General features: G+C 68.6%; 9 protein-coding genes and 1 riboswitch. Of the genes, 8 read left to right on the forward strand and 1 reads right to left on the reverse strand.

Features of this window, described 5'->3' with window-relative positions; genetic code table 11:
* Positions 1-409 precede the first annotated feature (409 nt).
* Entirely contained in the window at positions 410-1,132 is a 723-nt protein-coding gene (locus HNR07_RS30370; protein WP_184369351.1) for a response regulator, read from the forward strand.
* A 149-nt stretch (positions 1,133-1,281) separates the two neighbouring features.
* On the opposite strand, the gene HNR07_RS30375 is transcribed toward HNR07_RS30370, so the two are convergent.
* A complete protein-coding gene (locus HNR07_RS30375) occupies positions 1,282-2,658 on the reverse strand; it encodes an aspartate aminotransferase family protein (protein WP_184369354.1) in 1,377 nt (458 codons plus the stop codon).
* Between the two features lie 244 nt (positions 2,659-2,902).
* Here HNR07_RS30375 and HNR07_RS30380 point away from each other — a divergent pair, with 244 nt between their 5' ends.
* From HNR07_RS30380 to HNR07_RS30410, 7 genes are all read left to right on the forward strand, one after another.
* On the forward strand, positions 2,903-4,351 hold the full coding sequence (locus HNR07_RS30380) for a gamma-aminobutyraldehyde dehydrogenase (RefSeq protein ID WP_184369357.1): 1,449 nt from the start codon (positions 2,903-2,905) through the stop codon (positions 4,349-4,351).
* 55 nt (positions 4,352-4,406) lie between these two features.
* Entirely contained in the window at positions 4,407-5,597 is a 1,191-nt protein-coding gene (locus HNR07_RS30385) for an ABC transporter ATP-binding protein (RefSeq protein ID WP_184369360.1), read from the forward strand.
* A 122-nt stretch (positions 5,598-5,719) separates the two neighbouring features.
* The gene (locus tag HNR07_RS30390) at positions 5,720-6,988 is read left to right on the forward strand and encodes an ABC transporter substrate-binding protein (RefSeq protein WP_184369363.1); all 1,269 of its coding nucleotides are present in this window, start codon (positions 5,720-5,722) and stop codon (positions 6,986-6,988) included.
* A 41-nt stretch (positions 6,989-7,029) separates the two neighbouring features.
* Positions 7,030-7,884, forward strand: coding sequence for an ABC transporter permease (locus HNR07_RS30395; RefSeq protein WP_184369366.1), 855 nt, complete (start codon positions 7,030-7,032; stop codon positions 7,882-7,884).
* Positions 7,884-8,744, forward strand: a complete 861-nt coding sequence (locus HNR07_RS30400; RefSeq protein ID WP_184369370.1) for an ABC transporter permease — start codon at positions 7,884-7,886, stop codon at positions 8,742-8,744. Before HNR07_RS30395 ends, HNR07_RS30400 begins: the two co-directional genes overlap by 1 nt.
* Positions 8,745-8,797: 53 nt before the next feature.
* Positions 8,798-10,222, forward strand: a complete 1,425-nt coding sequence (locus HNR07_RS30405) for an NAD(P)/FAD-dependent oxidoreductase (RefSeq protein WP_184369373.1) — start codon at positions 8,798-8,800, stop codon at positions 10,220-10,222.
* 778 nt (positions 10,223-11,000) lie between these two features.
* Positions 11,001-11,118: riboswitch (cobalamin riboswitch) on the forward strand.
* A gap of 90 nt (positions 11,119-11,208) precedes the next feature.
* Positions 11,209-12,255, forward strand: coding sequence for an ABC transporter substrate-binding protein (locus HNR07_RS30410; RefSeq protein ID WP_184369376.1), 1,047 nt, complete (start codon positions 11,209-11,211; stop codon positions 12,253-12,255).
* Positions 12,256-12,257 lie beyond the last annotated feature (2 nt).

The raw sequence follows: 12,257 nt of genomic DNA on the forward strand, positions 1-12,257 counted from the left end.
CCGAGGGGAACCGCCCAGCGCAGGTTGAGGGTGCGCTGGCAGTTCCGGCACTTCTGGTTGACGCCGCCGTTCCAGCTTCCGCAGTAGTTGCAGTACACGGGAAACCTTTCGTGTCGTGTCTGCCCTTGAGGTTAAAGGGGAAACAAGCGCTTCACGTGGTGTTTTGCCGTGTACGTGGTCCGAGCGCGGGTCCGGGCCGTTCGGAGCGTGACGACCGGACCGGCCCTCACGCTCCGTGGAGGGGAAATTCCATGCACATACCATTCTCTGACCACTTATGGGAGAGTGGGGGCAGCCTCGCTGTAGGAGGATTGGTCGGCGATCTCCCGTTTTCTTCGCCTTTTCGGTCCTGTAGTCAGCGGAGGGAACTGGACACCCGGCATTCCGGTTGTACATAAGAGGAGTTCTGGTGAGTCCCCACCCCCCGTCACCCGCTCAACTGACCTACGCGACCGAGGAGCCGGTCGCCCCGCCCCGGCCCATTCGTGTTCTCGTGGTGGACGACCACGCGCTGTTTCGGCGCGGGCTGGTCTCGGTCCTCAACGACGAGGACGACATCGACGTGGTCGACGAGGCCGGGGACGGCGACGAGGCGGTGGTGCTGGCCACCGAGCTGCGGCCCGACGTGGTGCTGATGGACGTGATGATGCCGAACTCCACCGGTATCGAGGCCTGCCCCCGCATCCGCGCGGCGGTGCCCGAGGTCAAGTTCGTCATGCTGACGATGAGCGAGGACGAGGCCGACCTGTTCGAGGCGCTCAAGGCGGGTGCCACCGGTTACCTGCTCAAGGAGATCGCCGTCACCGACATCGCCCGCGCGGTCCGGGCGATCGCTGAGGGACAGTCCTTCATCAACCCGGCGATGGCGATCAAGCTCATCGGTGAGTTCGCGGAACTGGCCAAACAGGAGAAGACCCCGAAGGCCGCCCCCGCCATCCCCGAGCTGACCCCCCGGGAGACCGAGGTGCTCAAGCTGCTGGCTCGGTCCCTGAACAACCGGGAGATCGGCGAGCGCCTGTTCATCACCGAGAACACCGTGAAGAACCACGTCCGCAACATCCTGGAGAAGCTCCAGGTCCACTCGCGTACCGAGGCCGCCATCTACGCGGTCCGCGCCGAGTACATCACCTGATCCGGGCGCCCGCCCCCGGACCCCGTGCTCTGAACCCGTGCGCGCCGAGCGGGCCCGCCGCCCCGAACCCCTCGGTCCGCGGTGACGGGCCCGCCCGGCGTCCGACCAGGTTTCCCGGTCGTCCCCGGCCCAGAGGCCTTCGAGTGGGGCTAGAGCTTGGACCAGGCCTCGGTGAGGACCTTGCGCAGGATCCGCTCGATCTCGTCGAAGTGCTCGGGGCCGCAGGTCAGTGGCGGTGACAGCTGGATCACCGGCTCGCCGCGGTCGTCGGCGCGGCAGATCAGCCCCGCCTGGAACAGGGCCGAGGAGATGAAGCCCTTGAGGAGGGTCTTCGACTCCTCGGCGGAGAAGGTCTCCTTGGTCTCCTTGTCGCGGACCAGCTCGATTCCGTAGAAGAAGCCGTCGCCGCGCACGTCGCCGACGATCGGCAGGTCGAGCAGCTTCTCCAGGGTGGCCCGGAAGACGGGGCCGTTGGTGCGGACGTTGTCCAGCAGGCCCTCGCTCTCGAACAGGTCGAGGTTGGCCAGCGCCGCGGCGGCCGCCACGGGGTGCCCGGCGAAGGTGATGCCGTGCAGGAACGCCTCGCCCTCCCGCTGGAACGGCTCCATGAGCCCCTCGCGTGCGATCACCCCGCCCAGCGGCACGTATCCGCTGGTGGCGCCCTTGGCGAAGGTGATCATGTCCGGCAGATAGTCGTACTTGGTCGCCCCGAAGTACTCGCCGAGCCGGCCGAAGGCGCAGATGACCTCGTCCGAGACCATCAGGACGCCGTACTGGTCGCAGATCTCGCGTACGCGCTGGAGGTAGCCGGGCGGCGGTGGGAAGCAGCCGCCGGAGTTCTGCACCGGTTCGACGTACACGGCCGCGATGGTCGCGGGGTCGTTCTGGAGGATGGCCTCCTCGATCTGGTCCGCCGCCCAGCGGCCGAAGGCCTCGACGTCGTCGCCGTGCACGGGCGCCCGGTAGTGGTTGGTGTTGGGCACCTGGATGGTGCTGGGCACCAGCGGTTCGAAGGGGCTCTTGATGGCTTGGAGACCGGTGATGGACAACGCGCCCAGGCTGGTCCCGTGGTAGGCGATGTTGCGGCTGATCACCTTGTGCCGGGTGGGTTCGCCGACCGCCTTGAAGTACTGGCGGGCCAGCTTCCACGCCGACTCCACCGCCTCGGAACCGCTGCCGGTGAAGAACACCCGGTTCAGGTCGCCCGGCGCCAGGCCGGCCAGTCGGTCGGCGAGCTCCACGGCGCGCGGGTGGGCGTAGGTCCAGATCGGGAAGTAGGCCAGTTCGCGGGCTTGTTCGGCGATGGCGTCGGCGATCTCGGTGCGCCCGTGGCCCACCTGAGAAACGAACAAACCAGACAAACCGTCCAAATAGCGATTGCCGTGGTCATCGTAGACGTATTCGCCCTCGCCGCGGGCGATCACCGGGACCTCGGCGTCGTTGTAGGCGGCCATCTCCGTGAAGTGCATCCACAGGTGGTCCTTGGCGGCCCGTTGTAGGTCTTCCGAGTTCAGACGCGGTTCCACTTCGACTCTCCGAGTTCTCTGGGCGGTGCGGGAGGCAGGCGTGGGACCGGGGACGGTCGCCACGTACCCTACGCGCTCCACTCAATAGAAATAGTCGCATCTGCATAGCTTCTGTCAAGTATCCGTCGAGTAACCCAAACTTCACAACGGAATCCCTTGAAGTCTCCGAACAGTGGTGGCAGTGTGACCACACACACAGACACCCGTGCGCGCTCCCGGCGCGCCGACTCAAGGGGAGCCGTCCGTGACCCAAGGGCTCGAAACCGAACACCTGCGCAACTTCGTGAACGGCGCCTACGCCGACACCGCGCAGGGCCGCCGGAGCGAACTGGTCGACCCCGCCACCGGGCAGGTCTTCGCCACCGCACCGGTCTCCGAGGCCCAGGACGTCGACGCCGCCTTCCAAGCGGCCCGTAAGGCCTTCGAGGACGGCTGGCGCGACTGGACCCCGGCCGAACGGCAGATCGCGCTGAACAGGTTCGCCGACGCCGTCGAGGCCCGCGCCGACGAACTCGTCGCCGCCGAGGTCCGCAACTGCGGTAAGCCGGTCGGCCTCACCCGCTCGGAGGAGATCGGCCAGGTCCTGGACGCCCTGCGCTTCTTCGCCGGGGCCACCCGGAACCTGGAGGGCCGCGCCGCCGGGGAGTACCTGCGCGACCACACCTCCTGGATCCGCCGCGAGCCCCTCGGCGTGGTCGGCCAGATCACCCCGTGGAACTACCCGATGGCCATGGCCGCCTGGAAGATCGGCCCCGCCCTGGCCGCCGGGAACACCATCGTCCTCAAGCCCTCGGACACCACCCCGGTCTCCACGCTCCTGCTCGCCGAGATCGCCGCCGAGTTCCTCCCGCCCGGCGTGTTCAACGTCGTCTGCGGCGACCGCGACACCGGCCGCGCCCTCGTCGACCACCCGATCCCCGCGCTGATCTCCCTCACCGGCTCCACTCGGGCCGGGTTCGAGGTCGCCCAGGCCGGCTCCCGCGACCTCAAGCGCCTGCACCTCGAACTCGGCGGCAAGGCGCCCGTGATCGTCTTCGACGACGCCGACGTCGAGAAGACCGCCGCCGGAATCGCCGAGGCCGGGTACTTCAACGCGGGCCAGGACTGCACCGCCGCCACCCGCGTCCTCGCCGCACCCGGCATCCACGACGACCTCGCCGCCGCCCTGGCCGAGCAGGCCCGCGGCACCGTCACCGCCGGACCGGACAACCCCGACGCCGCCTACGGCCCGGTCAACAACGCCGACCAGCTGGCCCGCGTCACCGGCTTCCTGGAGCGCACCCCCGACCACGCCGAAATCCTCACCGGCGGCGCGCGGGTCGGCGACCAGGGCTACTTCTACGCGCCCACGGTCGTCTCCGGGCTGCGCCAGGGCGACGAACTGGTCACCGACGAGATCTTCGGCCCGGTCCTGACCGTCCAGCGCTTCACCGACGAGGACACCGCCGTGGCCTGGGCCAACGCGGTCGAGTACGGCCTGGCCTCCAGTGTGTGGACCAAGGACCACGCCCGCGCCCTGCGCGTCTCGCGCCGTCTGGACTTCGGCTGCGTGTGGATCAACACCCACATCCCCATCACGGCCGAGATGCCGCACGGCGGGTTCAAGCACTCCGGCTACGGCAAGGACCTGTCCACGTACTCGTTCGAGGAGTACACCCGGGTCAAACACGTCATGAGCTACTTCGGCGACTGACCCCGCACCGTCGCTCCGCACCGGGGCTCCCACCAGAACCGACAGGAACACCCCCATGGTCACCACCGCAGACAGCAGTACGGAGGAGCCCGCCGTGACGGTTCAGCACTCCTCGGCCTCCGCGGCCGCCTCCTCCCCGCCCGACCACGAACCGGCGATCAGCCTGGAGCGCGTCGTCAAGGCCTACCGCTCCGGTTCGGAGACCGTGCGGGCGGTCGGCGGCGTCGACCTGGAGATCGCCCGCGGCGAGTTCTTCTCGCTGCTGGGCCCCTCCGGCTGCGGCAAGACCACCACCATGCGGATGATCGCCGGGTTCGAGGAGCCCACCGAGGGGGTCGTGCGCCTGTCCGGCCGGGACGTCACCGGGGTCGCGGCCAACCACCGCGACGTCAACATGGTCTTCCAGAGCTACGCGCTCTTCCCGCACATGACCGTCGCCGCCAACGTCGCCTTCGGCCTGGAGCGCAAGCGGGTCCCGAAGAAGGAGATCCGCCGCCGGGTCGGCGAGATGCTCGAACTCGTCGAGCTGGGCCACCGCGCCAAGCACCGCCCGGCCCAGCTCTCCGGCGGCCAGCAGCAGCGGGTCGCCCTGGCCCGCGCCCTGGTCAACGAGCCCGGCGCCCTCCTGCTCGACGAACCCCTCGGCGCCCTGGACCTCAAACTCCGCCAGTCCATGCAGGTCGAGCTCAAGCGCATCCAGCGCGAGGTCGGCATCACCTTCGTCTACGTCACCCACGACCAGGGCGAGGCCCTGACCATGTCGGACCGGGTCGCGGTGATGAACAACGGCCTGGTGGAGCAGCTGGGGGCGCCCGCCGAGATCTACGAGCGACCGGCCACCCGCTTCGTCGCCGACTTCATCGGCACCAGCAACCTGCTCAGCGGCACCGTCGGTTCCGCCGACGCCGCCGGGCACCACCGGGTCGACCTGGGCGAAGGGCTGACCGCCCTGGTCGCCGAACTCCCCAAGGGGATATCGGCCGGGTCCGACACCCACCTGACCATCCGTCCGGAGAAGGTGCGGATCGGTACCGAGCGGCCCGAGGGCGACCTCAGCGTCCTGCCCGGCACCGTCACCGAGACCGTCTACCTGGGCTCGGCCACGCACTACCAGGTTTCCCTGGCCAACGGGTCCGAGGTGACCGTGTACCAGCAGAACTCCTCGGACTCCGCCCTGGTCGCCGGGCGCGGCGGCGCCGTCTGGCTCTCGTGGGCTCCACGGCACTCGTACGCGCTGCCCGTCTGAGCCCGTCCCGTGCCCGGCCACCGGCCCTTGGCACTTCCGACCCCGACGCCCCTGACCCCGACGCCCACCTTTCCGCCCCGGCTACCGGCAGACTTCCAGATCCGAAGTAGGGAACGACGACCATGAAGCACCCCTCCCGCGCTCAGCTGAACCCCGCTCTCCTGCGCGGACTCACCCGGGCCCGGCGCACCGGCGGCCCCGCGCTGCCCGGCCTGACCCGTCGCCGCACCCTCCAGGCCGGTGGCGCCGCCGCCGCTGCGCTCGCCCTGTCCGCCTGCGGTGTCGGCGGCCAGCAGCGCGACACCGCGGACGACGCCGACTACTGGGCGGACAAGGAGGAGACGGGCTCGCTGCGCTGGGCCAACTGGCCGCTGTACATGGATCCGGACCGCACTCAGATCGAGCAGTTCACCGAGGCCACCGGGGTCGACGTGGCCTACCGCGAGGACGTCCAGGAGGCGGCGTCGTTCTTCGGCCAGATCCAGCCCAAGCTCGCCAACGGGGACGACATCGGCTACGACCTGATCACCCTTCCCAACGGCTTCGAGTTCAGCAAGCTGGTCGAGCTCGGCTACCTGGTCCCGCTGGACCACACCCAGCTGCCCAACTTCGCCGACTACGCGGGCGAGATCTACAAGAACAGCGCCTACGACCCCGGCAACCGCTACAGCGTCCCCTACACCTCGGGCATCACCGGCATCGCCTACAACCCGGACTACATCGACCGGGAGATCACCAGCATCGCCGACCTGTGGGACCCCGAGTTCGAGGGCAAGGTCGGCATGTTCGCCGACCCGCAGGAGATCGCCAACTTCGGTCTGCTGTTCAACGGCGTCAACCCGGCCGACTCCACCAAGGAGGACTGGGAGGCCGCCGCCGAGAAGCTCAAGGAGCAACGCGACTCCGGTGTGGTGCGCGCCTACTACGACCAGGACTTCATCCAACCGCTCACCAACGGCGACCTGTGGATCACCATGGCCTGGTCCGGTGACATCTACCAGCAGAACGCCGAAGAGGGCACCAACCTCAAGTTCGTCATCCCCGAGGAGGGCGCCACCCTCTGGACTGACAACCTGCTGATCCCCTTCACCTCGAAGGCCCCGGTCGACGCCCTCAAGCTCATGGACTTCCTCTACGAGCCCGAGATCGCCACCGGGCTGACCGAGTACATCAGCTACATCCCGCCGGTCCCGCACGCCCAGGAGGTCATGGCCGAGTGGGCCGAGGCCGAGGACGGCACCGAGCGCGGTGAAGCCCTCGCGGAGATGGTGGAGAGCCCCCTGGTCTTCCCGTCGGACGGCGACTACCAGAACCTGCACAACTACGTGGCGCTGGAGACCGACCAGCAGGACGAGTTCTCCTCGATCTTCCAGGCGATCACGCAGAGCTGATCCGTCCGAGCCGACCCACGAGCCGATCCCGAGCTGATCCCATGAGAAACCGCAAGGCGACGCCCTACGTCCTGGTCCTCCCGGCGTGGATCTGGCTGGCGCTGTTCTTCGTGGTCCCCATCGGCGGGATGCTGTCACTGTCTCTGACCACGGGCAACGTGGTCAGCGGCTTCCAGCAGACCTTCGAGGTGGGTAACTACGTCACCGCCGTCAGCACCTACTGGGAGCAGATCCTGCGCTCCCTGTTCTACGGCGCCTGCGCCACGCTGGTCTGTATCGTCGTGGGCTATCCCATGGCGTACTGGATCGCGTTCAAGGCCGGGCCGCACAAGTCCACCTACCTGCTGCTGATCCTGCTGCCGTTCTTCGTGTCGTTTGTGCTGCGGACCATCTCCTGGCGGTTCCTGCTGGCCGACGACGGCGTCGTCCTGGGGCCGCTGAAGTCGATCGGGCTCGTCCCGGCCGACCTCCAACTGCTCAACTCCGCCCCGGCGGTGATCCTGGGCCTGGCCTACAACTTCCTGCCGTTCATGGTGCTGCCGATCTACGCGGTCCTCGAACGTATGGACCCCCGTCTGGTGGAGGCCGCGCACGACCTCTACGCGGGCCGGTTCCAGGCGTTCGTCCGGGTGGTCCTGCCCGTCTCCCTGCCCGGGGTGTTCGCCGGCGTGCTGATGACCTTCATCCCCACCAGCGCCGACTACGTCAACGCCTCGGTGCTGGGCGGCGCCCACAACACGATGATCGGCAACATCATCCAGAGCCAGTACCTGGTCAACAACAACTACCCGATCGCCGCGTCGATCACCTTCGTCCTCATGGGGTTGCTGCTGGTGGGCATCTTCAGCTACGCGCGGGCCCTGGGCACGGAACGGGTCATGGAGGTGCACACCTGATGAGCGTTCACCTGGACACGGCGGCGCCTTCCACGCCCCCGCCCCCTCCGGCCCGCGTCGGCGGGACCGGACGTTCTCCCAGTCCCCGCCGCCGGATCGACTGGGGCCGCTACTACACCTGGCTGGTCCTGGCCTGGCTGTTCACGCCCATCCTGTTCATGGTGGCGTTCAGCTTCAACGACCCGGCGGGCAAGCACAACATCACCTGGCAGGGCTTCACCCTCAAGTGGTACGCGAACGCCTTCGCGCACCCCACTCTCAACGAGGCGATGTTCAACTCCGTGAGCATCGCCCTGCTGACCATGGTGATCGCGGGCGCGATCGGGAGCCTGCTCGGGCTGGCGCTGGGCCGGTTCTCGTTCCGCGGCAAGCAGCTCACCAACCTGGTGATGTTCTCCGCCATCAGCGCCCCCGAGGTGGTCCTGGGCGCGGCGCTGCTGTCCACGTTCCTGATGATGAACGTGACCACCGGCTACTGGACCACGGTGGTCTCGCACGTGATGTTCTGCGTCTCCTTCGTGGCCATCACCGTGCGGGCGCGGGTGATCACCCTGGACCCGGCGCTGGAGGAGGCCGCCCGGGACCTGGGCGCGGGGTCGTTCACCACGTTCCGGCTGGTCACCCTGCCGATGCTGTTCCCCGCGATCATGGCGGGCGGGCTGCTGGCCTTCGCCCTGTCCATCGACGACTACATCATCACGACCTTCGTCAGCGGCGAGGTCACCACGTTCCCGCTCTGGGTGTGGGGATCCACGCGCGTCGGTATCCCGCCACAGGTCAACGTGATGGGCACACTGCTGTTCGGGGTCGGGCTGATCATGGCGGTGGTCAACATCGTGATGGCCCACCGCCGCAGGTGAGACCACCGGCCGCCGACCGATCCATCTTCATCGACGAGAGACGAGTGAGAGCCATGGCCGACAGCACGCGCGCCGAGGCGGCACGGGCCCTGGAGGGAGCACGACCGCGGGTCTTCTGGCTGGACCCGGATGTCCCCGGGCACGACGTTCCCGAACCCGCTCCGCCGCTGGTCGGTGACGTGCACGCCGACCTGGTCGTCGTGGGGGCGGGTTTCAGCGGGCTGTGGACGGCGCTGATCGCCAAGGAGCGCGACCCGGACCGCAACGTTGTGCTGGTGGAGGCCCGTACCACCGGCTGGGCGGCCTCGGGGCGCAACGGCGGCTTCTGCGCGGCCAGCCTCACCCACGGCTACGAGAACGGGGCCGAGCGCTGGCCCGAGGAGATCGCCGAACTCGAACGCCAGGGCATGGCCAACCTCGACGCCATCGAGGAGACCGTGCGCAAGTACGGCATCGACTGCGAGTTCGAGCGCACCGGCGAGACCCTGGTGGCCACCGAGCCCTGGCAGGCCGAGTGGTTCGAGAAGGCGGCCGCGGACGGGCGGGCCAAGGGCGAGAGGGTGCAGGCATGGAACGCCGAGGAGGTGCGCCAGCGGATCGACTCGCCCACCTACGTGGCCGGTTACCACGAGTCCGACGGCGTGGCCATGATCCACCCGGCCAAGCTGGCCTGGGGGCTGCGCGCGGTCTGCGAACGCCTCGGCGTGCGCGTCTTCGAGAACAGCCCCGTACGCGCCATCCACTCGGTCCCCCTGGGCCTGCGCCTGGAGACCCGCGGGGGAGCGCTTCACGCCCCGAAGGTCGCCTGGGGCGGCGGCGCCTTCCCCGGTCCGCTGCGACGGCTCAAGCACTACCTGGCCCCGGTCTACGACTACGCGCTGATGACCGAGCCGCTCACCGACGAGCAGATGGCTTCGATCGGCTGGGAGGGGCGCCAGGGCGTCTCCGATTCGGCCAACTTCTTCCACTACTACCGGCTCACCGCGGACAACCGCATCCTGTGGGGCGGTTACGACATCGTGCACCACTACGGCGGCAAGGTGCGGCCCGAGTACGACCAGCGGCCGGAGACCTTCCAGAAGCTGGCCGAGCACTTCCTGGAGACCTTCCCGCAGCTGCGCGGTATCCGCTTCGGCCACACCTGGGGCGGGGTCATCGACACGTGCAGCCGCTTCTCGGTGTTCTTCGGTGATGCCTACGGCGGTCGGCTGGCCTACGCCGCCGGGTACACCGGCCTCGGCGTGGGAGCGACCCGCTTCGGCGCCCAGGTCATGCTGGACAAGTTGGACGGGTTGGACACCGAACGCACCCGGCTGCGGATGGTGAAGGAGAAGCCGCTGCCGTTCCCGCCGGAGCCGGTCCGGTCCCTGGGCATCGAACTCACCCTTAGGGCGACCGCCGCCGCCGACCGCAACGGCGGCCGACGCAACCTCTGGCTGCGGGGTCTGGACGCTGTGGGCATGGGTTTCGACAGCTGAACCAGTCAGTCGGGCACACGCGACCGGAAACCATCCGTTTCCGGCAAGGATCGGTAAGCCTGTGCCAAGGGTTGTCATGTGGGGCGATGCGGACGGCGTGGCGTGCGTTCCCAGCACCCGCCTAGGGTGAGTATGGGCAACGGGCCGCGGGGGAGTTTTCGCAGGTGACCTAACTCCTCCCGCGGGCCGACCCTCCTTACCCGAATCCACCGCGTGGCCGCCCACTGGCCCAAGGTTCCAGGCCGCGCGGTGTTTGCCCCGAACGGCGCCCGTACTCCCGGTACGGGCGCCCTTCGCGCTCACTCGCCAGGTTTCACGCTGATCCGGTAGCCCCGCGTACGCGCCAGGGTTGAGGGATGGTGTTCTTCGGTGCCTTCTTTTTCCTAGCGGGAGAGCAGTAGGTTGGTGTGCATGGTTGCTGGAGGGTGGGCTTTTTGAGTGATTTGTCTTCGGTGTCCAAGTGCCAACAACTTGCAGATTTTGGCCTCTTGACGCTCTAAATTCGCAGGTCACCGAGTCTGCTCCCCGCGCACGCGGGGATGGTCCCCGTCCCGGTCGGGTGGGACGCCACCACCGACGCTGCTCCCCGCGCACGCGGGGATGGTCCCGCGTAGAAGTGGTGCATCAGGATCTCCGTTCGCTGCTCCCCGCGCACGCGGGGATGGTCCCAGCACCGTGGCGGCGGTGCGCTCCAGGGCCGCCTGCTCCCCGCGCACGCAGGGGCAGCCCCGGTTTTGCGAGCTGATGGAGCTTTTCGGATCGGCCCCTGCTAAGTTCTTTTTGACCATTTCGATGGGGTTTGAGGAAGCCGGTGTGACTCCGGCGCGGTACCGCCACTGTGAACAGCGCCCAGCAGGCGCTGTGAGCCAGATACTCGCCCCATTCGTACCTTTCGAACACGGGGCGGCATACCCCCAGAAAGGCCCGGCGGAGCCGTGCATTCCTTTTCTGTCCTCTCTTCCCAACCCAGGCCGACCGGTCCGCTGATGACGGCGTCCGTCCTGGCCACCACCGCCGTCCTCCTCGCCGGCTGTACGGCCGGGGCAGGCCCCGAGACGGCCGCAGAGGACGACACCACCACCGTCGAGAACTGCGGGATCGACGTCACCGTCGAAGGGCCGCCCGAGCGGGTGTACGCCGCCTACCAGCCCGCGATCGAGATCGCCCACGCACTCGGTATCGGCGACCGCCTGGTGGAGACCGCGTTCCTCGACTCCCAGGTGCTGCCGGAGTACGTCCAGGCGCAGGAGGCGGCGGAGTACGTCGAGAGCCTGCCCAGCCGTGAGGCTCTGCTGACCGAGGAGCCGGACTTCGTCCTCTCCGGCTTCAACGGTGTCTTCGTCAGTGACGGGGCGGGCGACGCGAGCTTCGGCACCCGCGCCAGCCTCGCGGAGCTCGGGGTCCAGTCGTGGATCCTCAGTCCGCTGTGCCCCAGCGCGGACGGGCTCTCCGACGAGGCGATCGACCCGGCGACGGTCCGGGTCGAGACCATCCACGACGACCTGCGCGACCTCGGCGCCCTCTTCGACGCCCAGGAGCGCGCCGAGGAGGTCATCGCCGACCAGAACGCCCGAATCGAGGCCGTGGTGGAGGCCGTCGCCGACGCCGACCGGCCGACGGTCGCCTTTGTCAGCATGCGGGAGGACGGCACGCTCTCCGTCGCCGGAGGCATCGACTTCGGCACCCAGGTCATCGAGCATGCCGGGGGCGAGAACGCCTTCGGCGACCTGACCGAGACACGCAACGTCCAGATCGACCTCGAGGAGCTGATCCGGCGCGACCCGGACGTCATCCTCACCAGCACCTGCTGCGACGCCTCCTACACCCGCGAGGACGCCGCGGACGACGTCGCCGCCATCGCCGAGCACCCGGCCCTGTCCGGGGTGACCGCCGTGGAGCAGGACCAGGTGCACCCGTTCCTGTTCGCGGACCGCAGCGCCGGAGTCCGGGCCGCCCACGCCATCGAGGTGCTCGCCTCGCTGCTCCACCCAGATCTCGTCAGCTCCGACCAGGCCGGCTCCGCCGCCGAGTGAGG

Origin of the sequence: Nocardiopsis metallicus (assembly GCF_014201115.1) — a bacterium.
Lineage (GTDB): Bacteria > Actinomycetota > Actinomycetes > Streptosporangiales > Streptosporangiaceae > Nocardiopsis > Nocardiopsis metallicus.